The organism is Streptomyces sp. NPDC001339, assembly GCF_042895955.1.
In the GTDB taxonomy this organism is placed as follows: Bacteria; Actinomycetota; Actinomycetes; order Streptomycetales; family Streptomycetaceae; genus Streptomyces.
Map to the genome: position 1 here is coordinate 188,903 of NZ_JBIAWT010000007.1, position 23,240 is coordinate 212,142.

The 23,240-nt window shown below is 70.2% G+C and carries 20 protein-coding genes; 7 read left to right on the top strand and 13 right to left on the bottom strand.

Annotated features, from left to right (window positions below; all coding sequences use genetic code 11):
- Positions 1-371: 371 nt before the first annotated feature.
- The 3 genes from ACFY12_RS21785 to ACFY12_RS21795 are packed head-to-tail and all read right to left on the bottom strand — an operon-like array spanning position 372 to position 3,307.
- The gene (locus ACFY12_RS21785) at positions 372-1,421 is read right to left on the bottom strand and encodes a LacI family DNA-binding transcriptional regulator (protein ID WP_390717501.1); all 1,050 of its coding nucleotides are present in this window, start codon (positions 1,419-1,421) and stop codon (positions 372-374) included.
- A gap of 24 nt (positions 1,422-1,445) precedes the next feature.
- Positions 1,446-3,167, bottom strand: a complete 1,722-nt coding sequence (locus ACFY12_RS21790; RefSeq protein ID WP_390717502.1) for a glycoside hydrolase family 13 protein — start codon at positions 3,165-3,167, stop codon at positions 1,446-1,448.
- Complete coding sequence (locus ACFY12_RS21795) at positions 3,164-3,307, bottom strand: hypothetical protein (protein WP_390717503.1); 144 nt, start codon at positions 3,305-3,307, stop codon at positions 3,164-3,166. The genes ACFY12_RS21790 and ACFY12_RS21795 overlap by 4 nt, the downstream gene beginning before the upstream one ends.
- Positions 3,308-3,545: 238 nt before the next feature.
- Here ACFY12_RS21795 and ACFY12_RS21800 point away from each other — a divergent pair, with 238 nt between their 5' ends.
- The 5 genes from ACFY12_RS21800 to ACFY12_RS21820 all read left to right on the top strand — a co-directional run bounded on the left by ACFY12_RS21800 (position 3,546) and on the right by ACFY12_RS21820 (position 9,433).
- Complete coding sequence (locus ACFY12_RS21800) at positions 3,546-4,907, top strand: extracellular solute-binding protein (protein ID WP_390717504.1); 1,362 nt, start codon at positions 3,546-3,548, stop codon at positions 4,905-4,907.
- 87 nt (positions 4,908-4,994) lie between these two features.
- On the top strand, positions 4,995-5,873 hold the full coding sequence (locus tag ACFY12_RS21805; protein ID WP_390717850.1) for a carbohydrate ABC transporter permease: 879 nt from the start codon (positions 4,995-4,997) through the stop codon (positions 5,871-5,873).
- Positions 5,874-5,875: 2 nt separating this feature from the next.
- A complete protein-coding gene (locus tag ACFY12_RS21810; RefSeq protein WP_390717505.1) occupies positions 5,876-6,703 on the top strand; it encodes a sugar ABC transporter permease in 828 nt (275 codons plus the stop codon).
- Between the two features lies 1 nt (position 6,704).
- Positions 6,705-8,369 (top strand): glycoside hydrolase family 13 protein, encoded by a 1,665-nt coding sequence (locus ACFY12_RS21815; RefSeq protein ID WP_390717506.1) that lies wholly within the window; start codon positions 6,705-6,707, stop codon positions 8,367-8,369.
- Positions 8,354-9,433: a LacI family DNA-binding transcriptional regulator gene (locus ACFY12_RS21820; protein WP_390717851.1), complete on the top strand. Its 1,080-nt coding sequence runs from the start codon at positions 8,354-8,356 to the stop codon at positions 9,431-9,433. Before ACFY12_RS21815 ends, ACFY12_RS21820 begins: the two co-directional genes overlap by 16 nt.
- Here ACFY12_RS21820 and ACFY12_RS21825 read toward each other — a convergent pair.
- Positions 9,405-9,602, bottom strand: coding sequence for a DUF397 domain-containing protein (locus ACFY12_RS21825; protein WP_390717507.1), 198 nt, complete (start codon positions 9,600-9,602; stop codon positions 9,405-9,407). The two genes, ACFY12_RS21820 and ACFY12_RS21825, sit on opposite strands and share 29 nt — an antisense overlap.
- Positions 9,599-10,441: a Scr1 family TA system antitoxin-like transcriptional regulator gene (locus ACFY12_RS21830; protein WP_390717508.1), complete on the bottom strand. Its 843-nt coding sequence runs from the start codon at positions 10,439-10,441 to the stop codon at positions 9,599-9,601. The genes ACFY12_RS21825 and ACFY12_RS21830 overlap by 4 nt, the downstream gene beginning before the upstream one ends.
- Before the next feature lie 154 nt (positions 10,442-10,595).
- On the opposite strand from ACFY12_RS21830, the gene ACFY12_RS21835 reads away from it, so the two are divergent.
- Positions 10,596-11,093 carry an ATP-binding protein gene (locus ACFY12_RS21835; protein WP_390717509.1) on the top strand — a complete coding sequence of 166 codons (498 nt, stop codon included), beginning with the start codon at positions 10,596-10,598 and terminating at the stop codon, positions 11,091-11,093.
- A gap of 25 nt (positions 11,094-11,118) precedes the next feature.
- Here the strand turns inward: ACFY12_RS21835 and ACFY12_RS21840 are convergent, their stop codons facing one another.
- The 4 genes from ACFY12_RS21840 to ACFY12_RS21855 form a co-directional block, all read right to left on the bottom strand.
- Positions 11,119-11,937, bottom strand: coding sequence for a DUF6801 domain-containing protein (locus ACFY12_RS21840; RefSeq protein WP_390717510.1), 819 nt, complete (start codon positions 11,935-11,937; stop codon positions 11,119-11,121).
- Between the two features lie 212 nt (positions 11,938-12,149).
- Complete coding sequence (locus tag ACFY12_RS21845; RefSeq protein ID WP_390717511.1) at positions 12,150-15,296, bottom strand: trypsin-like peptidase domain-containing protein; 3,147 nt, start codon at positions 15,294-15,296, stop codon at positions 12,150-12,152.
- Positions 15,293-15,592 (bottom strand): trypco2 family protein, encoded by a 300-nt coding sequence (locus tag ACFY12_RS21850; protein WP_390717512.1) that lies wholly within the window; start codon positions 15,590-15,592, stop codon positions 15,293-15,295. Before ACFY12_RS21850 ends, ACFY12_RS21845 begins: the two co-directional genes overlap by 4 nt.
- Positions 15,593-15,753: 161 nt before the next feature.
- On the bottom strand, positions 15,754-16,692 hold the full coding sequence (locus tag ACFY12_RS21855; protein WP_390717513.1) for an SAM-dependent methyltransferase: 939 nt from the start codon (positions 16,690-16,692) through the stop codon (positions 15,754-15,756).
- A 287-nt stretch (positions 16,693-16,979) separates the two neighbouring features.
- Here ACFY12_RS21855 and pulA point away from each other — a divergent pair, with 287 nt between their 5' ends.
- Positions 16,980-19,706 (top strand): pullulanase-type alpha-1,6-glucosidase, encoded by a 2,727-nt coding sequence (pulA, locus tag ACFY12_RS21860; RefSeq protein WP_390717514.1) that lies wholly within the window; start codon positions 16,980-16,982, stop codon positions 19,704-19,706.
- 115 nt (positions 19,707-19,821) lie between these two features.
- On the opposite strand, the gene ACFY12_RS21865 is transcribed toward pulA, so the two are convergent.
- The 4 genes from ACFY12_RS21865 to ACFY12_RS21880 form a co-directional block, all read right to left on the bottom strand.
- The gene (locus tag ACFY12_RS21865; protein ID WP_390717515.1) at positions 19,822-20,373 is read right to left on the bottom strand and encodes a GNAT family N-acetyltransferase; all 552 of its coding nucleotides are present in this window, start codon (positions 20,371-20,373) and stop codon (positions 19,822-19,824) included.
- A 77-nt stretch (positions 20,374-20,450) separates the two neighbouring features.
- Positions 20,451-21,575: a PDR/VanB family oxidoreductase gene (locus ACFY12_RS21870; RefSeq protein ID WP_390717852.1), complete on the bottom strand. Its 1,125-nt coding sequence runs from the start codon at positions 21,573-21,575 to the stop codon at positions 20,451-20,453.
- Positions 21,576-21,594: 19 nt separating this feature from the next.
- Positions 21,595-22,575, bottom strand: coding sequence for a metal-dependent hydrolase (locus ACFY12_RS21875; protein ID WP_390717516.1), 981 nt, complete (start codon positions 22,573-22,575; stop codon positions 21,595-21,597).
- Between the two features lie 144 nt (positions 22,576-22,719).
- On the bottom strand, positions 22,720-23,154 hold the full coding sequence (locus tag ACFY12_RS21880) for a GNAT family N-acetyltransferase (RefSeq protein ID WP_390717517.1): 435 nt from the start codon (positions 23,152-23,154) through the stop codon (positions 22,720-22,722).
- Positions 23,155-23,240 lie beyond the last annotated feature (86 nt).

Below are 23,240 nucleotides of genomic sequence, written 5' to 3' on the forward strand. Positions count from 1 at the left end.
GACGGACTCCGGCCCTGTACTTCTGAGGGGTATCCCTTAGGAACCGCACTTCTGAGGCGCACGAGTGAGGAACGGCATTCTTGAAGGGCGCGCTCAGGGATCGCACTTCTGATGCACACCAGTGAGGAACGGCACTTCTGAAGGGTGCACTCAGGGACCGCACTTCCGAAGGGCCCAGGGAGCGGCACGTCTGAGGGCGCACCTCTTGGCGCACCCCTTGGCGGCCGCCGCGTCGGCCGGTGCAGCTGCTGGTGCGTCGGCTGGTGCGGCGGCTGGTGCGTCGGCCGACGCGGGGAATATCCCTCGCCCCCACCCGGTTGTGGCCCCGCAGGGGGGCCTCGCGACCCTTAGGGGATCTGTTCGACCGTCCCCTAGGGGGCCCGCAGCGGCCTGGGGATGCGGGCGGTCTTCGGAGCCGAGGCGGTGGAGCCGCGTACCACCAGCTCGGGGTGGAAGACGAACTCGCTGTGCGGTGCCGGGGTGCCGCCGATCTCCTCCAGGAGCGCGCGCACCGCCGCCTGCCCCATGGCCGTGACCGGCTGCCGGATCGTCGTCAGCGGCGGGTCGGTGAAGGCGATCAGCGGGGAGTCGTCGAAGCCGACGACGGAGAGGTCGCGCGGGACGTCCAGCCTGCGCTGCCGGGCCGCGCGGATCGCGCCGAGCGCCATCATGTCGCTGGCGCACACGATGGCGGTGGCGCCCCGCTCGATCAGCGCGCTCGCCGCGGCCTGCCCGCCCTCCAGGGTGAAGAGGGAGTGCTGGATGTACGGTGCCACCTCGGCCGGACCGATCTGCAGCCGCTCCTGCATGGCACGGGCGAAGCCCTCGATCTTGCGCTGGACGGGCACGAACCGCTCGGGGCCGAGCGCCAGCCCGATCCGCCGGTGCCCCAGCGTGCCGAGGTGGGTGACGGCCAGGTCCACGGCGGCCCGGTCGTCGGGGGAGATGAACGGCGCCTGCACCTTGGCGGAGAAGCCGTTGATGAGGACGAACGGCACACCCTGGCCGCGCAGCCGCTCGTAGCGCTGCATATCGGCGGAGGTGTCCGCGTGCAGTCCGGAGACGAAGATGATGCCGGCCACCCCGCGGTCCACCAGCATCTCGGTCAGCTCGTCCTCCGTGGAGCCGCCCGGGGTCTGGGTCGCGAGGACCGGGGTGTAGCCCTGGCGGGTCAGCGCCTGCCCGATGACCTGAGCGAACGCCGGGAAGATCGGGTTCTCCAGCTCGGGGGTGATCAGCCCGACCAGGCCCGCGCTGCGCTGCCGCAGCCGCACCGGGCGCTCGTAGCCCAGCACGTCGAGGGCGGCCAGCACGGACTGGCGGGTGGTGGCGGAGACTCCGGGCTTCCCGTTGAGAACCCGGCTGACGGTGGCCTCGCTGACACCCGCCTGCGCTGCGATATCGGCCAGCCGGGCGGTCATGGGTGGGACCTTACCGTCCGGCTGTCAGATTGCCCACCAGGTACAGCTGTCACCGGGGAGCACGGCCGTCGCCCCGTTGACGGTCGCGGGGGCGGAGGAGAGCAGCAGGGCGCCGGCGGCGGGGACTTCGACGTCGTGGGAGAGGGTGTTGACCGTGCAGAGCAGGCCGGCACGGTTGAAGGCGAGGACCCCGTCGGGGGCCGGCTGCCAGCTCATCTCCCCGTCGCCCAGGCCCGGCAGGCGGCGCCGCAGTCCGAGGGCGGTGCGGTAGAGCTCCAGGGTGGAGGCGGGGTCGCCGGTCTGCGCCGCGACGGTCAGTCCGCGCCAGTCCGCGGGCTGCGGCAGCCAGCTGCCGCCGGGGCCGAAGCCGTACGGCGGCTCCTCGCCGGCCCAGGGGAGCGGCACTCGGCAGCCGTCGCGGAAGCCGTCCTGGCCACTGTCCTTGCTGCCGAACTGACTGCCGCTCTGGCCGTCGGACCGGCCGTCGGACTGATCGCCGGACCGGGTGTCGGGCTGTCCGTCGACCTGGCTGTCAGGCTGGCTGTCGGGCTGGCGGCCGCGGAAGAACGCCGGGTCCTGGCGGGCCTCGTCGGGCAGGTCGGTGACCTCGGGCAGGCCCAGTTCCTCGCCCTGGTAGAGGTAGGCGGAGCCGGGCAGCGCCAGCATGAGCAGGGTGGCGGCGCGGGCCCGGGCGAGGCTGCCGCCGAGGCGGGTGGTGTGCCGTACGACGTCGTGGTTGGACAGCACCCAGGTGGTGGGGGCGCCGACCGAGGCGGTGGCGGCGAGCGAGGCGTCGATCACCGAGCGGAGCGCGTCGGCCCGCCAAGGGGTGTTGAGGAACTGGAAGTTGAAGGCCTGGTGCAGCTCGTCCGGGCGGACGTAGAGGGCGAGGCGTTCGGCGGTGGGTGCCCAGGCCTCGGCGACACCGATCACCTGCTTGCCGTGGGTGTCGCCGTAGCCGTCCAGCAGGCGGCGCCAGGAGCGGTGGATGGCGTGCACCTCGTCCTGGTCGAAGAACGGCAGTACCTGCTGGCCGATCAGCTTGGCCTGCTCGCCGTGGCCGATGTCGGGCAGGCCGGGGGCCTTCACCATGCCGTGGGCGACATCGATGCGGAAGCCGTCCACGCCCAGGTCGAGCCAGAAGCGCATGATGGCCTCGAATTCGGCGTGGACATCCGGATTGTTCCAGTCCAGGTCGGGCTGTTCGGGGGCGAAGAGGTGGAGGTACCAGTCGCCGCGGCCGGTGCGGGTCCAGGCCGGGCCGCCGAAGACCGACTCCCAGTCGTTGGGCGGGAGTTCACCGTGCTCACCCTTGCCGGGACGGAAGATATAGCGCTGCCGGGCCAGCTCGGGGTCCTGGAACCACGGGTGCCGGTCGGAAGTGTGGTTGGGCACGATGTCGACGATCACCCGCAGGTCCAGGTCATGGGCGGTACGGATGAGGTCGTCGGCGTCCTGGAGACTGCCGAAGAGCGGATCGACGGCGCGGTAGTCGGCGACGTCGTAGCCGCCGTCGGCCTGCGGTGAGGCGTAGAACGGGGTGAGCCAGACGGCGTCCACGCCCAGGTTCTTGAGGTGCGGCAGCCGCGCGCGGACCCCGGGCAGATCGCCGACGCCGTCGCCGTCGCTGTCGGCGAAGGAGCGGACGTACACCTGGTAGATGACGGCGTCGCGCCACCATTCCGGACCTCGGCCCGGTCCGGGCGTCTGGGGGGCGGGGCTGGGGGAAGTGAGCTCCTGGGTCATCTGCCGTCCCTGTCGAGTTCGTCGAGGTCGTGGAGAACGTCGAGTCCGCCGAGGTCGTCGAGGTCATCGCGTTCGTCGGACGTGGTCCGGAGCGCTGTCCGGAAGGTGGTGCGCCACGTTGTCCGGGGCGTCGAGGTCAAGAAGTGATCAGAGGTGGGTCACAAGCCGGGGAAGTGCCTTGACGAGTGCCTTTACGGAGTCAACGCTCGGGCGGTTGTGGGGTGACGGTGCCACTGGCCCTTTCAGGGTCCCGTCCCGGCCATCCCACGGCAATCCCTTCCAGCAATCTTGCAGCAATTTGCCGCAAGGTCTTTCGATTTGTTTGCCGCGCTGTTACGTTCCTGACCGCCATCTCAGGCATTTCCCTAAGGAGTTCACATGCGGCGTGGCATGAGGGGTGCGCGGGTTCCCATGGCGGGGGCCGGCCCGGCACGACGGGGTACGTCGGCTTCCCCGGCAGTGGCCGGCCTTGCGCGACGGGGCGCCACCGCCACCGCGCTGGTGGCGGTCCTGGCGCTGGTGGCAACGGCGTGTGGCGGCGGGAGTGATGGCGGCAACGGCAGCAGCGGCGGCGAACTGTCCGGAACCGTTACGTTCTGGGACACCTCCAACGATGCCGAGAAGGCGACCTACCGCAAGCTTGCGGAGGGCTTTCAGAAGGAGCACCCCAAGGTCCGCGTTCAGTATGTGAACGTCCCCTTCGGTGAGGCCAACGCCAAGTTCAAGAACGCCGCCGGCGGCAACTCCGGCGCCCCCGACGTGATGCGCACCGAGGTCGCCTGGACCGCCGACTTCGCCAACCTCGGCTACCTCGCCCCGCTCGACGGCACCCCCGCCCTCGACAAGCCCGAGGACTTCCTCCCGCAGGCCCTCGGCTCCACCAAGTTCAAGGGCAAGACCTACGCCGCACCCCAGGTCATCGACACCCTCGGCCTCTTCTACAACAAGAAGCTCCTAGACGACGCCGGCGTCGCGGTGCCCAAGACCTTCGCCGAACTGGCCACCGCCGCCGAGAAGATCAAGGCCAAGACCGGCGCCACCGCCCTCTACCTGCGCGGCGACGACCCCTTCTGGTTCCTGCCGTACCTCTACGGCGAGGGCGGCGACATGGTCAACGCCCGCGACAAGGTCGTCGAGATCGACGACGAGGCCGGCATCAAGGCCTTCAAGACCATCAAGGACCTGGTCGACTCCAAGGCCGCGATCACCGATGCCACCGACGGCCGGGAGAACCAGCTCAGGGCCCTCAAGGACGGCACCGTCGCGATGGCCATCGACGGCCCCTGGGACATCGAGGCCGCCCGCGCCGGCAAGGCCTTCAAGGACAAGGGCAACCTCGGTGTCGCCCCCGTACCCGGCGGCAGCCGCGCCCACGGCTCCCCGCAGGGCGGCTGGAACCTCTCCGTCTACGCCGGCAGCGCGAACCTGCCCGCCGCCTACGAGTTCGTGAAGTACATGAGCTCGGCCACGGTCCAGCAGCAGACCACCGAGCAGCTCAGCCTGCTGCCCACCCGCACATCCGTATACGACCTGCCGGCCGTCAAGAAGAACGAAATGGTCACGTTCTTCAAGCCGGCCGTCAACGGCGCCGTACAGCGCCCCTGGATCGCCGAGGGCAACTCCCTCTTCGAGCCCATCAAGGTCCAGATGAACAAGGTGCTCACCGGCGCCGCCACGCCCGAGCAGGCCGCCAAGGCCACCGGCGACGCCTACCGGAAGCTCCTCAAAGACTACAAGTGACCCTCGTCCGACCCTCGTCAAGGACTTGAAGTGACCTTCGCTGTACGGGCACGCCGGGCGCTCGGCACCCACTGGTACGCATGGACGATGGTCGCCCCGGTGGTACTCGTCATCGGGGTGATCATCGGCTATCCGCTGGTGCGCGGCGTCTTCCTCTCGCTCACCGACGCCAACGAGGCCAACGTCGAGCGGCACATCGGCGTCAACCACATCCCCGCCACCTACGCCTTCACCGGCCTGGACAACTACCAGGCCGTGCTCACCGACGGCGTCTTCTGGGACCGCCTCGGCTGGACCGTCGTCTGGACGGTCTCCTGCGTCGGTCTCACCTTCCTGATCGCCCTGACGCTGGCGAACATGCTCAACCGGAAGCTGCGCGGCCGCACCTTCTACCGCCTCGCGCTGATCCTGCCCTGGGCCATCCCCGCGTTCGTCTCCGTCTTCACCTGGCGGATGCTCTACAACGAGAAGCACGGCATCCTCAACAAACTGCTGGCCGGCGGCGGCCTGGACGGCATCCCCTGGCTCAACGACCCGACCTGGGCCAAGCTCTCGGTCATCGCCGTCAACGTCTGGCTGGGCGTGCCCTTCATGATCGTCGCGCTGCTCGGCGGCCTCACGTCCATCCCCGGCGAGCTCTACGAGGCCGCCGAGATGGACGGCGCGAGCGCCTGGCAGCGGTTCCGCCACATCACCCTGCCCGGACTGCGGGCCGTCAGCAGCACTGTCGTCCTGCTCTCCACCATCTGGACCTTCAACATGTTCCCGGTGATCTTCCTGCTGACCCGGGGCGGTCCCGGCGACGCCACCGAGATCCTGGTGACCTACGCCTACCGGCTCTCCTTCGTCGACAGCCCCCGCGACTTCTCCGGCTCCGCGACCTGGGGCGTTCTGATCCTGGCACTCCTGTCGATCGGCGCGGTGGCCTACCGCCGGGCGCTGCGCAAGCAGGGAGAGGTGTGGTGACCATGCGCAACAAGAGAAGCCCGCTCGCCTCCGTCGGCCTGCACGCGGCCCTGATCATCGCCGCCGCCATAGCCGTCTTCCCGCCGCTCTGGCTGCTGGTGACGTCCTTCAAGCCCAAGAACGACGCCTTCTCCACCAGCCTCGTCAGTCACTTCACCCTCGGCAACTACACCCACGTCCTGGCCGATACGAAGTTCCTCACCTGGTTCGGGAACTCCGTGATCATCGTCGGGCTGACCACCGTCCTGGGCGTCTTCATCGCCGCCACCACCGGCTACGCCGTCAGCCGCTTCCGCTTCCCCGGAATGCGCCCGCTGATGTGGCTGCTGCTGATCACCCAGATGTTCCCGGTCGCGATCCTCATCGTGCCGCTCTACAACCTGATGGCCGGCCTCGGCCTGCTCAACCAGCCCGTGGGCCTGGTCATCACCTACCTGACCATCGCCGTTCCGTTCTGCGCCTGGATGATGAAGGGCTTCTTCGACACCATCCCGGTGGAGATCGACGAATCGGGCCGGGTCGACGGACTCAACCCGTTCGGCACCTTCTGGCGGCTGGTCCTGCCGCTGGCCCGCCCCGGCCTCGCCGTCACCGGCTTCTACACCTTCGTCACCGCTTGGGCCGAGGTCGCCTACGCCTCCGCCTTCATGACCGGCGAGGAGAACCTCACCCTCGCCGGCGGGCTGCAGACCTTCGTCAACCAGTACACCAGCGACTGGGGTTCGATGACCGCCGCCGCCGTGATCATCGCCGTACCGGCCGCGCTCGTCTTCGCCTTCGCCCAGCGCCACCTCGTCGCCGGACTGACCGCCGGCACCACAAAGGGATGACATGACCACCCCACAGCACAACCCCACCGCGCCGGCCCGTGACTGGTGGCGCGACGCGGTGATCTACCAGGTCTACCCGCGCAGCTTCGCCGACGGCAACGGCGACGGTATGGGGGACCTCGCGGGCATCCGCAGCCGGCTGCCGTACCTGCGCGACCTGGGCGTCGACGCCGTCTGGCTCAGCCCCTTCTACGCCTCCCCGCAGGCCGACGCCGGATACGACGTGGCCGACTACCGCGCCATCGACCCGATGTTCGGCACCCTCGCCGACGCCGAGGCGCTGATCGCCGAGGCCCACCGCCTGGGCCTGCGCATCATCACCGACCTCGTCCCCAACCACTGCTCCGACCAGCACGAATGGTTCCGCCGCGCGCTCGTCGAGGGCCCCGGCTCCACTGCCCGCGAACGCTTCCACTTCCGCAAGGGCCGGGGCGAGAACGGCGAGCAGCCGCCCAACGACTGGGAGTCCCTCTTCGGCGGCCCCGCCTGGACCCGGGTCCCGGACGGCGAGTGGTACCTCCACCTCTTCGCCCCCGAACAGCCCGACTTCAACTGGGACCACCCCGCCGTCCACGACGAGTTCCGCTCCATCCTCCGCTTCTGGCTGGACCTGGGCGTCGACGGCTTCCGGGTCGACGTGGCCCACGGCCTGGTCAAGGCCCCCGGCCTCCCCGACATGGGCCACACCGGCGAGCAACTGAAACTCCTCGGAAACCAGCCCCTCCCCTTCTTCGACCAGGACGGCGTGCACGCCATCTACCGCTCCTGGCGCACCGTCCTCGACGAGTACGACGGCGAGCGGATAGCCGTCGCCGAGGCCTGGACCCCCACCGCCGAGCGCACTGCCCTGTACCTCCGTCCTGACGAACTCCACCAGGCCTTCAACTTCCACTACCTGGGGACCAGTTGGGATGCGGCGGCGCTGCGCGAGGCGATCGATGCCTCGCTCGACGCCATGCGCCCCGTCGGCGCCCCGACGACCTGGGTGCTGTCCAATCACGACGTCGTACGCCACCGCACCCGCCTGGGCGGCGACCTGGCCCGCGCCCGCGCGGCCACCCTCCTGATGCTGGCGCTGCCTGGCTCCGCGTACCTCTACCAGGGCGAGGAACTGGGCCTGCCCGAGGTCACCGACCTGCCCGACGAGGTCCGCCAGGACCCGTCCTTCTTCCGCGACAGCGGCCAGGACGGTCTCCGGGACGGCTGCCGGGTGCCGCTGCCTTGGAGCGGTACGGAACCGCCCTACGGCTTCGGTGACGGCACCGGCACTGGCACCGGCACCGGCGCTGGCACCGGCAACGGCACCGGCTTCGGCGACGGCGGCAGCGGCAGCTGGCTGCCCCAGCCCGCCGACTGGGCCCCGCTCACCGTCCAGGCCCAGACCGGCGACCCCGCCTCCACCCTGGAGCTGTACCGCACCGCCCTCAACCTGCGGCGCACCCACCCCGGCCTCGGCGCGGGCGACGCGGTCGAGTGGCTGGACGCACCCGACGGCGTCCTGGCCTTCCGCCGCCCCGGCGGCCTGGTCTGCACGGTCAATGCGACGGATGCCCCGGCCCGCCTGCCCGCCCCCGGCCGCCCAATCCTCTCCTCCGGCCACCAACTCCCGGTCCTGGACGGAGATTTCATCCTCACGCCGGACACCACCATCTGGTGGGAGGAGTGAGTCCGTCCGATTCCTCCCGCCCGGCGCCGCCGCCCCGGCTCTCCGACATCGCCGCCGAGGCGAGGGTCAGCGAGGCGACCGTGAGCCGGGTCCTGAACGGCCGGGCGGGCGTCGCGGCGAGCACCCGGCAACGCGTGCTCGCCGCGCTCGACCTCCTCGGGCACGAGCGCCCCATACGGTTACGGCGCCGCAGCGCGGGCCTCGTCGGGCTGGTCGTCCCGGAGCTGACCAACCCGATCTTCCCGGCCTTCGCCCAGGTCATCGAGCAGTCGCTGGCCGGCCACGGCTACACCCCGGTCCTGTGCACCCGGATACCCGGCGGAGCCACCGAGGACGAACTGGTCGAGCAGTTGGAGGAGCGCGGCGTCACCGGCATCGTCTTCCTCTCCGGACTGCACGCCGACACCCGCGCCGACCCCGGCCGCTACCACCGGCTGACGTCCCGCGGCGTCCCGTACGTCCTGATCAACGGCTACAACGCGCGGATCGACGCGCCGTTCGTCTCGCCCGACGACGGCGCGGCGGCCCGGATGGCCGTCCGTCACCTGGCCGAGCTGGGACACGAACGGATCGGGCTGGCCGTCGGCCCCGCCCGCTACGTTCCCTCCCGCCGCAAGGCCGAAGGCTTCGTGGCGGCGCTGGGGGAGTCGTTCGGCCTGCGGAGGGGGCAGGCCGAACGGCGCGTCCAGCACACCCTGTTCAGCGTCGAGGGTGGCCACGCGGCGGCCGGAGCCCTGCTCGACGAGGGCTGCACCGGCATCGTCTGCGGCAGCGACCTGATGGCGCTCGGCGTCGTACGGGCGGCCCGTGGGCGCGGCCTGGACGTGCCGGGACAGCTCTCCGTGGTCGGCTTCGACGACTCCCCGCTGATCGCCTTCACCGACCCGCCGCTGACGACGGTGCGCCAGCCGGTGCGGGCGATGGCGACCGCTGCGGTGGGCGCCCTGATCGAGGAGATCCACGACCGCGCACAGGGCCGGGCCCCCACGCAGCGAACGGAGTTCGTCTTCCAGCCGGAGCTGGTCGTACGGGGCTCTACCGGCCCTGCGCGGCGGCGTACGTGACGAACGCCGCCCAGGACTCGGCTCGTACCGCCAGCTGCGGGCCGTCCTTGTCCTTGGAGTCGCGGATGTGGATGGTGGTGGGGCAGGCGGCGATCTCTATGCAGTCATCGCCTGATCCGCTGCTGTAACTGCTTTTGAACCAGGCGAGTTCGGGGGCGGTCGTGCTCATAGCTCTCCTCGCATGCGCTCCAGCAGGCTCACCGAGTCCTCGAGTGACAGAGCCTGTGTACGCATGGTCGCATACCGCTTCTGGAGGGTGGCGACCACTTTTGGATCCGAGAGGAACTGGCCGCTCTCCTGCCCCTCGCTATAACCGAACCACTCATGCTCTGGGGTCTCCGCCAGCCGGATGGGCCCGTGCAATCCCGCATGCGTCTTCCGGACCAGTGGCATGATCTGGATCTCGACATTTCGGAGCCTGCCGATGTTGAGAACGTGATCGATGAGCTCCCGCGTGATGTCGTTTCCACCTGTACGCCGCAGGAACAAATGCTCTTCAAGAATGAAGCCGTACAGCGAGTTCGGCCGTTCCCACAGCAAACGCTGCCGTTCCATGCGGGCCGCCAACTGGATATCGATCTGTGCGTCGTCCAGTGGCGGCAGCTGATCCATGAAGACGGCCCGTGCGTACGACTCTGTTTGCAACAGACCGGGGATCAGTCGGCATTCGTACGTGAGGAGGCTGAGCGCCTGCTGCTCCAGCTTGGCCCACTGGCGAAACCAGGTCGCCAGTCCGCGCTTGCGGGTGAGTGGCCTTGCCGCCTTGTGCAGTACCCCACATGCGTTCAGGACGTCCTCGGAGCGGTCGATGAATTGCTTGGACGGGAACCGTCGGCCCTGCTCGATGGAGGCGATGAAGTCCCGTGAGTAGCGGATTTCCGGAGCTAACGACTCCTGAGTGAAGCCCGCGTTCTCTCGGAAGCCCTGGTAGACGGCGCCGAAGGTCCGAAGGCTGTCGGACGGCTCGGGCTCGTTGCTGCCGTGGTGGTCGCTGCTGCTGACTGCCATGTCGGGTACTCCCGGTGTCCCCTGGTACTGACCCCGCAAGTCACCCATAGTTACGTACTGTTACAGGTCCGGTCCACCTTTTTGCTCGTACAGTTCCCGACCGTACGAGTCGAGCTCCTGGTGTACGGGCCCGCCGACCAGCAGCGTTACCCGCATGCCACCGCAGATGATGGCCCGGGCAGCCCAGAACCCGGCCACCGTACGTATGTTCACCCAGCGTTTCAGTGCCACCCGCCTGGGGGCCAGACTCGCCCGGCATCTCGCCGCCCACCGGATCGACGTGTGGGGCTTCCCCTACGGCAGCCGACTGTCCAACGCCGCCTCCGCGATCGTCGCCGAGCTCACCGCGAACGCCGTGCTGCACGGGCACGTGGCGGGGCGGGACTTCGAGCTGAGCCTGGCGACGGTGTGCTACGCCGACACCGATGCCGGCACGGCCGCCGCCCGCCTCGGCGCCCTGCGGATCGACGTCGCCGACACCCGCGCCGAGCGGCGGCCGCCGCAGCCCGGCCGGCTCGCGGTCCCGGCGCACGACGCCGAGGCCGGGCGCGGGCTGCTCGTCGTGTCGGCGCTCGCCTCCCGTTGGGCGGTGCTCGACCGTCGGCCGATCGGCAAGATCGTCCGCGCCGAACTGGACATCTGGGCTGTTTAGGGGCGTGCCCCGGTCATCTGCCCGATCACTTGCCGCGCGAGCGGAGGCGGAAGGCGGCGGTGACGAGGAGCGCGCCGGCGGCAACAGCGCCCACGGCCAGTGGGACCAGGCTCCCGGAGCCCTGGCTTCCGGTCTCGGCCATGCTGCCGGTGCGGGCGCCTGGACCCGGCGTGGCCGTGGAGCTCGCCGCCCCGGAACCGGCCGTACCCGCCGTGCCCGCCGTACCGGCTGTACCTGCCGTGCCGGCCGTACCGGAAGTCGATGATCCGGACGGATCCTCTGCCTTGGTGATGCCGATGGACCCCACTTCGTTGTGCTGTCCGGGATCCAGCTTGCACGGGAGGTCGACCTTGTCCGGGAACGTCTCGCCGCTCGCGTTCTTCGGAACGACGTGCAGGACGAGGTCGCCCACGGTGACCTTCGCCTTGCCTGGTCGGCTGAAGGTGTGCGGCGGCGCGGTGCCGGTCGCCTTGACGGAGAACGGGCCGGAGGCCGGGACGCGGGTCCTGGGCACGGTGAACGGCACGATGACATCGCTGTTGCCCTGCGGCGCGGCCACGTGGGTCGTTCCGTCCGCCGTGCCCTCCACGGTCTTCACGCCGATCAGCCCCAGCCCGTCCGTGACGGCTGCGTCCACCGGCGCCTCGGCACGGATGCCGAAGGGTGGGGTGGGCTTGCCGACCACGGCTGACTCCGGGGCATCGGCGGAGACCCGCAGCGTGACGGACTGGGTGAACGACCGGAAGGTGCAGGTGTACTTCAGCTTGAGCGACACCGGGTCCGCAGCCGCAGGTCCGGCACCCGCGACTCCCAGGATTCCGCCCGCCAGCCCCAGCGTGGCCACCGCCCGCATGGCACGACGGGCCGCCCGGGCGTTCAGGGCGGGACGGGCGGATGGGGCGGATGCGAGAGAAGCGGTGGATGGGGCGGATGTGTGCGGGCGCTGCGTTCGTAGGCCAGTCGTCGTCATTTCGACTCCCCCATGAGACATGTGGACTTTCCCGGCGAGGGTGCACCCGCCGTGTCATAGGTGTGTCACTGTACGGGTCCGGTATGTCAACGCCTTGAAATGAGAGGGCTGTTGGCGGTCTTTTGCTGCTGGCCGCTCTCGGGCGGTTGGGCGTGGGCATGGGCGTCGTATGCCCGGAAGGTCTGAGCGAGGTGGTCCCGGAGTTCGGAGTGGCGGAACTGGTAGACCGCGCCGGCTTGTCGCAACACACCGCGTTCGCAGGCGTCGTCGAGGAAGGCGATCAGCGCCCAGGGCAGTCGCCCGGTCAGCGGCAGCCAGATACGCGCCAGGGCCGCCCACTGACCCCAAGCGGTGAAACTGAGCCCGTACCCGAGTCCGGCCCCGAACGCTGCCTCCATCCCGAACACGAGGCCTGCCAGGAGCCCGCGCACCGGCCCGTGCTCGAACCCGTGCACGGTCCCTTCCTTGAGCCCGTAGCCGACCCCGGCCGGGAGTCCGAACACGAGCGCCCATACGAGCATGTGGAAGACCACGTTCTTGCGGTTGTTGTTCAACAGGGCGGAGGGGCGGGCGGCGGATCCGATGTCATCGGGGACTTCGAGCCAGGCCATGAGCCCCAGCACCACCCCGACCCCGAGCCCGACCGAGGACGCGAACAGGAGCGCGCCCGCGAGCCCGCCCACGAGCTCGTCGTCGAGTCCGTCACCGAGGCCGAGCGGTGTGACCAGGTTCTGGTCCACGAGCACCAGCGCGAGCGCCGCCGGGACCCCGAGCGTGAGACCGGCCGTAAACCTGGGGAGGATCCTTGCGCGCCGTTCTCTCCTTTCTTTCCCTTTGTCGGCTCTCCCTTTCTCTTTCCCTCTCCCTTTCCCTCTCCGCCTGCCGAAGATCTGCACGTGTACGCGCGAGGGCTCTGCCTCGCCCCGGGAGACGAACTCGTAGACGAGCCCGAAGCCGAGCCCGGCCACGAGCCCGTGCAGCAGCCCGACCACGGCCCCCCGTGTGATCGCGAACTCGGGCCCGTGCGGCGTCGCGACCAGATCGATGGGTACGTTTCCGATCCCGGTGGTCACCCCGAAGGACAGGGCGGCGAGGAATCCGATCACGAGCATGCGGGAACGGCGGCGCATGGTGGTGCCCAGCCGCCACCAGGCGAGGTCGACGGTGTCGAGTCGGGCCAGATGGGCGGCCAGGTAGCCGAGCCAGTGCTGGGCGCTTTCGGGGTCCCAGTGCCGTCGTCGTCGGCGGCGTTGGCGACGGCTGGTGCCGGTGCGGGTGTCGGTGCCGCTGTCACCGTCGGTCGGCCGCGGGGCGTAGGCGGCGGGCGTGAACGCGCCGAGGAGATGTTTCCGCAGGGCATCGGGGGTGGCGAACCGCTTGGCGTTCAGGAGCTCGGCAGGTTTCCGGCCGGGGGCGTCGCTGTAGATGGCGCGGGCCATGGCGACCATCAGCGGGGTGGTGAGCACGGTGGCGAGGTTGTCCGCGCCCTTGGTGTGTGGCCGCTCGTGCAGCCGTGCCAGGACGGGGTCCCATACGGTGCTGTCCGGATCACCGCCGTCGCCGGGACGGCTGGCCCGTGGCAGGTAGGCGTCCAGGTCGTTCAGAGTGAGTTCGTCCAGCTGGACGACTGCGGCGGCGCTTAGGACATCGGTCTTGCCCACGGCCTTGGCGTACTCCTCAGGGCGGCTGGTGAGCAGCAGCGCTGTGGTGGTGGCGTTGAGCTGGATGAGCGCCTCGCCCTGCAAGCCGCCGGCGATCTCGTCGAACCCGTCGAGAACGGGCAGGATCCAGCCCGCGTCGAGCAGGGCTCCGGCCAGGTTCCGGCCGGGCGTGTCCGGGTCCGGGGCTGCCAGGCCGTAGTCGCGTACGAGTTGGTCGCACATCCAGGTGCGCAGCGAGGTGGTCTTCGGGTCCCATGACCCCAGGCCGAAGATCACGGGTATGCGGTCACCGGGTATGCGGTCACCGGGTATGCCGTCTCCCGGGGTGCGGCCACCGGGGATGCGGCCACCGGGAGTGCGGCGCTCCGCCCGGTTGCCGTCGTTCAACCAGTTCTCGTCCAGCCAGTCGAGGACGAAGCGCAGGGTCAGGATCGTCTTGCCCGACCCGGCAGCGCCGAGCACCACCAGCCGACGGGACGGAATGGACCGATACACCGGCACGATCCGGTTGAGCTGATCGTTCAGCCGGAGGGGCCCTGGGTTCTCCCCGGGCGGGGAGCGGCGGATGTTGGCCCAGTGGTCGAACAGCCCCGCGGCGGCGGTCCGGAAGCGCACGGTGAGCGGCATCGGATCGTGCACCTTCCGCCGCCGCTCCTCCTTGTCCCACTGGTCGTACACCATGGAGGCGAGCTTCCGGGCCGCTTCCCGCAGTTCCTTCCGGGCCGCTTCCGGCGGCTCCCGCGAGCCGGCGGGCGGCGACGGTGAAGGATGCGGGAGTCGCGGGAGTCGCGGGAGCCGGTCGAGGTCTTCGACATCCGGGGGCAGGCCGATCAGATCGCCCAACTGGTCGATCTGGTCCGGCGTCAGGCAGGAGTACCAGTGGTTCACCGGGCTCGCCGCGAGCATCCGCAGACCATCGGAGGGGGGATGCTCGGTGATGATTCCGATCAGACACCCGTCGCTCCACACCGCGGCCCCCGACATCCCCTCCCAAGGGGAGCGGCCCCGCTCGGGGTCGTACTCCGGAGCCTCCAGCCTGGAGATCTCCAGGATGCGACGGCGTCGGTACGAGAACGGGTCGGCCTGGCCGAGGGCGTGGTGGGTGTCCCGGTACGGGGTGGGGACACCGCCGTCCGGCGCCGTGGTGTCGTCGCGACGCAGCCTGAAACGTGGGAACCCCAGCGCTTCGCAGTCCACCAGCCGTTCGATGCGGGCGAACCGCACCGGGGGGACTGGGACTGCGGCTGGGACTTGGGCTGGGACTTCGGTGGCGGACCACCCGTCGGCGCTCGACTCGTCCGCGATCTTGAGCAGCGCGATATCCGAGGCGGAGTCCGCGAAGACGGTCTCGCCGTGTACCTCCCGCGTACTGCCGTCGTCGGCGACGAACCGCACCTGAACCGACACCGCGTCGCCCACCGCATGAGCCGCCGTGAGCACCACGTCCCTGGTGATCTGGTAGCCCGATCCGCGCCGCCCCGCGCCTCCACGGTGTGCGGGGACGATGATCTGGACCGCCCGCCCGGCGTCGAACCCCGCGGGCTCCGACGCCCCGCCCACGGTGGAGATCACTGCTCGTGGTCTTCAGCCGGACCGGAGATGAGCAGTGGTCTGTCCGACCTCTTCAAGGTCGGCTGCAACGACAGTTTGATGTGCTGGGTCGAGAGGGCGCCCACCGTCGCGTCCGCGCCCGACTCCACCACCCAGAACCGCACCTTCGCCCCCGCGTGCCCCGTCCGCTCCAGCGCGACGGAGACCTCGAGCTCGATCTGGCCCAGTTCGAAGCGCAACTCTTCGTCCTCTGCCGCGGTGATCGCCTGTTTCAGCTCCTCCCGCAGATCCCTGATCACACTGGCCAACTCGATCACACCAGGCCCCCTTTGCCGTCCACCTGTCACTGGCCACTGGCCGCTGGTCACTGGTTGCCGGTCATCAGTCACCAGTTACCAGTCCAGTCACGGGATACCCAGGACTGTAGGCGTATGACGCCTCCTGGGGGCCGAGTTGGCGAACCTGGGGCCGCTACGACTCAGACGGCGGTGCGGCGGGCGTGGAAGAGGCCCCAGCGCAGCAGGCCCCGGCGGGTGATGTCCGTCCACAGGGGGAGGTTGGTGAGCAGGTCGTCGACGTAGGCCGGGCTGATGACCTTCCGGAGCTCGGCCGCGCGGCGGTGGACGTCCTCGTCGAGGCGGGCGTAGTGGGTGGCGAGGTCCGGGGTGCGGTCCTCGAACGTGGCCTTGAGGCCGAGCCCGGACAGCTGGTCGAGGTAGAACGCCGACGTTGCCGGGGTCTGTACGCCCAGGCGGGAGAACGCGGGCCGGACGGCCTCCACCGACGTCTCCTCGGCGGCCATGATGTCCGAGAAGACCAGAGCGCCTGCCGGCTTCAGTACGCGGACGGCCTCGCCCAGCGCGCCTTCCCGGTCCTCCACATGGCACAGGACCTCCAGGGACCAGACGACGTCGAAGCGCTCCGCCTCGTACGGCAGGTCGTTGAGGGAGCCGGTGACGACCTCGATCAGGCCGTCCAGGCCCCGTTCGGCGTTGGCCGCGCGGTGGCGCCGGTTGTGCCCCTCGCTGAGGTCGAGGGCCACGACCCGGCAGCCGAAGCGTTCGGCCAGCGCGCGGGACGAACCGCCGTACCCCGCGCCGAGGTCGAGTACGGTCGCATCCGGTCCGAGCAGGTCGGCGACCCGGTCGGCGGCGCGCTCGACGGTGCGGTGCGATGCCTTGGCGATCGCCTCCTGGGGGTTGGCGTAGATCCCGACGTGGATGTCCTCGCCGCCCCAGACGGCGTCGTAGAAGGTGTCGACGTCGCCGGTCTCGTAATAGTGGCGGGTCGATTCGTCGTGGGGCGATTTGGCGTGGGGCAATGTGGCGTGGGGCGACGTGGCGTGGGCCGATTCGTCATGGGCCGGTGCGCTTACGTCGACTCGGGGGTGGTCGTCGCCTTGGGTCTTGTCGTTCATGACGGGTGGATTACCCGCTTTCGCATGGTCAACCCACCTCGTCCGCCTGCGTCGCTGACTATGCGCCACATTTTGAGGCGTGATGGGCCGGCCTGCGGGCGATGGCCGGCCTGTAGGTGATTGGCCGGCTCGAATGCGATGGTCAGCCGGTCCGGCCGGTCGGGCGCGTGGGCCCGTGGTGACGGACCTCCGGCCGACCGGACCGGCTACCGGGGGAACGTAACACCGTTGCAATGTCTTGCGTAAGGTCTTGCACCAAGGAAGTGGTGCGGCTAGAACCATGACTCATGCCCTCCACCACCCGCCGGTCCGCGGCCTGTGCCCTGATCCTCGTCGCGGCGGCCCTGCTCGTCCCCTTCCCCCAGCGGCCGGCCCAGGCGGCTCCGTCCGGCCCGGGCCAGGCCCTGGCGCAGTGGATCGACCGTGACACCGTGGTCTGGAAGGGCGCGGAACGCGCGGACGCCCAGCTGGAGTTCGGGGAGCGGGGATCGGCAGGGGCGGCGGCCGGGCGGATCCGCCTCACCCCCGGCACCCTCACCCCGGCCGAACGCGCCGCCTTCCCCCACCTGGCCGGCTACCCGGCCTTCACCGTCGACCCCCGCGACCGCGGTCTGGCCCGTACCGCCCTCCGCGGCCGACTGCTGGCCGTCCAGCGCACGGCGAAAGGCCGCCACACCGTCACCACTGGCACTGCCACTGGCACGGCCACCACCACCGGCGTGCAGATATCCGGAGTCCTGGACGACCTTTACGGCGCCCGCGCCCAACACGTCCGGCTGGGACCGGTCTTCGACCACGGCCGTCCTACCCTCTCCGTCTGGGCGCCCACCGCCCGCACCGTCGCCCTCGAACTCGACGGCCGTACGGTCCCGATGACACGGGACGACAGCAGCGGTGCCTGGCGCGTCCAGGGCCGGCGCGACTGGGCCGGGAAGCCCTACCGCTACCTCGTCACCGTCTGGGCGCCCACCGTCGGGAAGACCGTCACCAACAAGGTCACCGACCCCTACTCCACCGCGCTGACCGCCGACTCCGCCCGCAGCCTCGTCGTCGACCTCGACGCCCCCGGGCTCGCCCCCAAGGGCTGGGCGGACCTGCGCAAGCCCGCCGCGGTGCCGCTGCGCCGGGCCCGTATCCAGGAGTTGCACATCCGCGACTTCTCCGTCGAGGACCGCACCTCCCGCCACCCCGGCCAGTACCTCGCCTTCACCGACCGCCGGTCCGACGGTATGCGGCACCTGAAATCGCTTGCAGCGGCTGGAACGTCTTACGTCCACTTGCTGCCGGCCTTCGACTTCGCCACTGTCCCGGAGAAACCCGCCGACCAGCAGCGCCCCGACTGCGACCTCACCGCCTACGCGCCCGACTCCGGGAACCAGCAGGAGTGCGTGACCAGGACGGCTGCCCGCGATGCCTACAACTGGGGCTACGACCCCTTGCACTACACGGTCCCCGAGGGCTCGTACGCCTCCGACCCCGCAGACCCCTCGGGAACGGCCCGCATCGTCGAATTCCGCCGCATGGTGCAGGGCTTGAACGGCGCCGGTCTGCGCACCGTCATGGACGTCGTCTACAATCACACCGCCGCCAGCGGCCAGGACCCGCACTCCGTCCTCGACCGCATCGTCCCCGGCTACTACCAGCGGCTTCTCGACGACGGCAGCGTGGCCACCTCCACCTGCTGTTCCGGCACGGCACCCGAGCACACCATGATGGGCAAGCTCGTCGTCGACTCCCTCGTCACCTGGGCCAGGCAGTACAAGGTCGACGGCTTCCGCTTCGACCTCATGGGGCATCACCCCAAGGCCAACATCCTCGCCGTCCGCAAGGCCCTCGACGCCCTCACCCCGGAGCGCGACGGGGTCGACGGCAAGGCGATCGTCCTCTACGGCGAGGGCTGGAACTTCGGCGAAGCCGCCGACGACGCCCGCTTCGTCCAGGCCACCCAGAAGAACATGGCCGGCACCGGCATCGCCACCTTCAGCGACCGGGCCCGGGACGCGGTGCGCGGCGGCGGCCCGTTCGACGCCGACCCCCGCATCCAGGGCTTCGCCACCGGCCTCTCCACCGACCCCAACTCCTCACCTGGGAACGGGGATTCCGCCGCCCAGCGGGCCCGCCTCCTCCACTACCAGGACCTCATCAAGGTCGGCCTGACCGGCAACCTCGCCGACTACACCTTCACCGACACCACCGGCCGCCGCGTCAAGGGATCACAGGTCGACTACAACGGCGCTCCGGCGGGCTATGCCGCCGCCCCCGGGGACGCCCTCGCCTACGCCGACGCCCACGACAACGAAACCCTCTACGACGCACTCGCTTACAAACTTCCGCAAGAAACCAGCGCCGCCGACCGCGCCCGGATGCAAGTCCTTGCGCTCGCCACCGCGACCCTTTCGCAAGGGCCCGCACTCTCCCAGGCCGGTACGGACCTCCTCCGCTCCAAGTCCCTGGACCGCAACTCCTTCAACAGCGGCGACTGGTTCAACGCCCTGCACTGGAACTGCGCCGACGGTGAGGGGAAGGGCCATAGCGGCGACAACGGCAACGGCAACGGCAACGGGTTCGGGCGCGGTCTGCCGCCGGTCGCCGACAACAAGGACAAGTGGCCCTACGCCCGCCCTCTGCTGTCCGACCCCGCCCTCCGCCCCGGTTGCGCCACGATCCGCGATGCCTCCGCCGCCTACCGCGACCTGCTCCGCATCCACGCCACGGAACCGGCCTTCGGCCTGTCCACCACCGCAGCGGTCCAGGCCGCCCTCTCGTTCCCCCTCTCCGGCGAGAACGAGACCCCCGGCGTGATCACCATGCGCCTCGCCGACCTGGTGATCGTCTTCAACGCCACCCCGCACCAACAGCGGCAGACCGTCCCCACCCTGGCCGGTGAGCCCTACGGACTCCACCCCCTCCAGGCGCACGGCGCGGACCGCACCACGGCCACCGCCGCGTACGCCCGCGCCACCGGCACCTTCACGGTGCCGGCCCGCACGGTCGCGGTCTTCCGACGCGCCTGACTCCCCAGAAGTCCGGCACATGCCCGGCACATGCCCGCATGCCCGGCACATGCCCGCATGTCCAGGACATGTCCGGCCGGTGGGAGCGGGGCGGTGCTCGCTCCCACCGGCGGGGTCAGGCCAGCCGCTTCTCCAGGAGGGTGACCCCGTACGGGCTCCCTCCGCCGTCCTTCTTGGACGGCTGCTCCCCGACGACGGTGTACCCGGCGCCCTCGTAATACGTCCGCAACCGCGGGTTGGACGCCAGGCAGTCCAGCCTGGACCATTCCCGCCCCGCCTCGGCGATCCGGCGCTCGGCGTGTGCCAGCAGCGCCCGCCCGGTACCGGACGGCGCCTGCCCGCGGTCCACCATCAGCCGGTGCACATACCCCGCCTCCGGCGGCTGCGGCCCCCACGCCGGCTCGTCCTCCCACCACAGTTCGAAGGCGCCCACTATGCGTCCGGCCGCCTCGGCCAGCCAGACCTCGCCTTCCTTCATCCGCAGCCGGAAGTGCTCCGCGTCCTTCCCGCCGGGCTTCCACTGGTCTATGCCGTTCCTCTGCATCCAGCGCGCCGCGGCGTCGTACATCTCCACCAGAACCGTCGGGTCGTCGTCCGGAACTGCCCGATCGTCTATAGCCGTTGCATTGTCACCGTCATCAGCCAGCCGGAACATGATCTTCGCCATGGCGCGATTGTCACACCCGGTCACACAGGCTCAGGCAGCGCGGTCAGGCGGCCCATCAGACCGCATGCGGGGCCGCATTACAGATCGAGCACGAGACCGCCGTTGCCGCGCGCCCGTGAGACACAGATCAGCAGCGAGTCGGCGCGCTCGGCGTCGGTCAGCAACTGGTCGCGGTGGTCCACCTCGCCTGCCAGCACTGGCTGTTGGCACGTACCGCAGAACCCCTGCTCACAGGAGTACGGCAGATCCGGCAGCGCTTGTTCGCGGAGGGCGCGCAGCACGCTGGTGTCCGCGGCCACCTCGACCGTGCGGCCGGTGCGCCGTAGCTCCACCTCGAACGGCACGTCGTCACCGGAGGACGCCGCGGGGGTGGCGGCAGGCGCGAACCGTTCGGTGTGCAGGGTCAGGCCCTCGGGCCCGTCCGGCAGCAGCGCGGCGACCGCGTCCATCAGCGGCCCGGGGCCGCAGCAGTAGACGGCCGCGTGCGCGGGCGCGCCGGCGAGTGCCGCGGCGAGATCGGGGCGGCCGTCCTCGTCCTCGGCGACCACCGTCACCCGCCGGGAGCCGGACGCCGCGTCCTTGACCCCCTGGATGCCCTCGATCTCCTCCAGGAACGGCATCGAGGCCCGTGACCGGCCGGCGTACAGCAGCTGCCACGGCACCCCGGCACGCTCGGCCTGCCGCACCATCGGCAGGATCGGGGTGATGCCGATACCGCCCGCGAGGAAGAGGTAGGCGGGGCCGTCGCGGAGCGGGAAGTGGTTGCGCGGCCCGCGGATCTCCACCTCCACCCCCGCGTGCAGCTGCTCGTGCACCTCTCGGGAGCCGCCCCGGCCGTCCTCGATCAGCCGGGTGGCGATGGTGTACGAGCCGGGCTCCGCGGGGTCTCCGCAGAGTGAGTACTGGCGTACCGTCCCCGATGGCAGTACGAGGTCGATATGGGCCCCGGGCTCCCACGCCGGGAGCTGCTCGCCCTCCAGGCGGAGCCGTACCACGCCCTCGGCCTCCTCCGTCCGTTCCGCGATCAGCAGCCGCCGGGCGGCGGCCGCGGGGCGGCCCGGGCTCCGGCGACCCCGGCGGCCCCGGCCCGAGCGGGGCTCCTCCAGAGCGGGCATCGGCCACAGCGGCGAGGCCTTTATCCGTCGGCGCAGCGCCCGCCGGGTGGCCAGCGCCGCCGCGGCCACCACCACAACTGTCCGCATACGAGGGATCTCAGGCACCTCAGGCACCTCCTCCGGTCGTGCGGGCTCCAGATTCCTGCCCTCCGGACTCCTGCCTTCCGGACTCCTGCCTTCCGGCCGTGCCGCCGGCCTCGGCTGCGCTCGCGGCGGGGGAGCCGGCGAGATAGGCGGCGGCCTGGGCGGTGCTGCCGTGCCGTGAGGGGTGGTATCCGCGGCTGAGGTACTGCGGGATGGAACGGGCCATCGCCCCGGTGGTCGGCAAGACGCCCTGCCGGCCGGCGCGGAAGAAGTCCCGGAAGCCGGCCTTGCCGTCGACCAGGGTGGGGTCGTTCGCCATGAAGAAGCGGATGCCGCGCTGCCACAGGAACACCAGCGTGGTGAACGCCGTGGCCCAGGTGCGTACGCGCCGCCGGTAGCCGCCGCCGAGGTGCGTGAAGAGGTCGAAGGCGACGGAACGGTGCTCGACCTCCTCGGCGCCGTGCCAGCGCAGCAGATCGAGCATCGTCGGGTCGGCACCCCTGGCGTCCAGCGCCTCGGCGTTGAGCACCCAGTCGCCCAGGAACGCGGTGTAGTGCTCGATGGCGGCGATCAACGCGACCCGCTCCAGCAGCCACCAGTGGCGGGCCCGGCCCGGCGGCAGGGTGCGGTCACCGAGGAGCTTCTCGAAGAACCAGTCCACCTGAGCGGTGTACGGCGTCGGGTCCAGGCCCTGCGCCTTGAGGTGCGGCAGCACGTCGTCGTGTGCCTGTGAGTGCATCGCCTCCTGCCCGATGAACCCGATCACGTCCTCGCGCAGCCGAGGGTCGCGAATGTGGGGCAGGACCTGCTTGTACACGTGCACGAACCAGCGTTCACCGGCCGGCAGCAGCAGGTGCAGCACATTGATCGTGTGGGTGCTGGCGGGGTCGCCGGGTATCCAGTGCAGCGGGGTGTCCGTCCAGTCGAAGGCGACATTGCGGGCCTTCAGCGGGGTGTGCTCGGACGCGACCGCCTGGGGCCGCAGCGTGGCCTTGTTAGACATGGCGTCAATGTACTGACGGGTAAGGGATGCCGATAGTCCTCCGACGGCAGTCCGATGAGGAATACCGCCTGCCCTCCGCCGGTTGTGGCCTTGCAGGGGCCCTCGCTCCCCTTGGACCGCTCTCCTCCCCTTGGGCCGCTCTCCTCACCCCGCAGCATTCAAAATCATGAAGTTCTCGGGGTTCGGGACCGGTACGAACCCAGCCTTCGCGTAGACCTTGTGCGCGTCGAGTGTCGAGAGGAGGACACGCTTGAGCCGATAGGGAGCGAGGTGGTCGCGAACAGCTCCCGCAAGCCAGGTCCCGAGTCCCTTGCCGCGGTGGGCAGGGGCGACGTAGACGTCACACAGCCAGGCAAAGGTGGCGCGGTCGGTGACCACGCGCGCGTAGGCGACCTGGTCACCGGTGGCGTCGTAGACGGCGAAGTTCAGTGAGCCGCGCACCGACTCTTCGACGGTTTCCCGAGTGCGCCCCAGAGCCCAGAACGCGTCGGTCGACAGCCATCGGTGTATCAGCGCCACGTCGAGGCGGTCAGGGTCTGCGGAGAGCTCGTATCCGTCGTTCCTGCTGCTGGTGATCATGCAGCGGCAGCGTAGTCTCGCAACTTGGAAATTCCAAGCAATTCCTGAAGTTGGGCCTTCAGCTTCACCGAACATCACCGAACCCA

Bases quoted from the DNA above. Each gene is read 5' to 3' on its own strand.
- ACFY12_RS21805 (WP_390717850.1), top strand. From the start codon at position 4,995: ATGGTCGCCCCGGTGGTACTCGTCATCGGGGTGATCATCGGCTATCCG.
- ACFY12_RS21870 (WP_390717852.1), bottom strand. From the start codon at position 21,575: ATGCGGACAGTTGTGGTGGTGGCCGCGGCGGCGCTGGCCACCCGGCGG.
- ACFY12_RS21865 (WP_390717515.1), bottom strand. From the start codon at position 20,373: ATGGCGAAGATCATGTTCCGGCTGGCTGATGACGGTGACAATGCAACG.
- ACFY12_RS21835 (WP_390717509.1), top strand. From the start codon at position 10,596: ATGCCACCGCAGATGATGGCCCGGGCAGCCCAGAACCCGGCCACCGTA.
- ACFY12_RS21855 (WP_390717513.1), bottom strand. From the start codon at position 16,692: ATGAACGACAAGACCCAAGGCGACGACCACCCCCGAGTCGACGTAAGC.
- ACFY12_RS21830 (WP_390717508.1), bottom strand. From the start codon at position 10,441: ATGGCAGTCAGCAGCAGCGACCACCACGGCAGCAACGAGCCCGAGCCG.
- ACFY12_RS21880 (WP_390717517.1), bottom strand. From the start codon at position 23,154: ATGATCACCAGCAGCAGGAACGACGGATACGAGCTCTCCGCAGACCCT.
- ACFY12_RS21785 (WP_390717501.1), bottom strand. From the start codon at position 1,421: ATGACCGCCCGGCTGGCCGATATCGCAGCGCAGGCGGGTGTCAGCGAG.
- ACFY12_RS21875 (WP_390717516.1), bottom strand. From the start codon at position 22,575: ATGTCTAACAAGGCCACGCTGCGGCCCCAGGCGGTCGCGTCCGAGCAC.
- ACFY12_RS21790 (WP_390717502.1), bottom strand. From the start codon at position 3,167: ATGACCCAGGAGCTCACTTCCCCCAGCCCCGCCCCCCAGACGCCCGGA.
- ACFY12_RS21810 (WP_390717505.1), top strand. From the start codon at position 5,876: ATGCGCAACAAGAGAAGCCCGCTCGCCTCCGTCGGCCTGCACGCGGCC.
- ACFY12_RS21800 (WP_390717504.1), top strand. From the start codon at position 3,546: ATGCGGCGTGGCATGAGGGGTGCGCGGGTTCCCATGGCGGGGGCCGGC.
- ACFY12_RS21825 (WP_390717507.1), bottom strand. From the start codon at position 9,602: ATGAGCACGACCGCCCCCGAACTCGCCTGGTTCAAAAGCAGTTACAGC.
- ACFY12_RS21815 (WP_390717506.1), top strand. From the start codon at position 6,705: ATGACCACCCCACAGCACAACCCCACCGCGCCGGCCCGTGACTGGTGG.
- pulA (WP_390717514.1), top strand. From the start codon at position 16,980: ATGCCCTCCACCACCCGCCGGTCCGCGGCCTGTGCCCTGATCCTCGTC.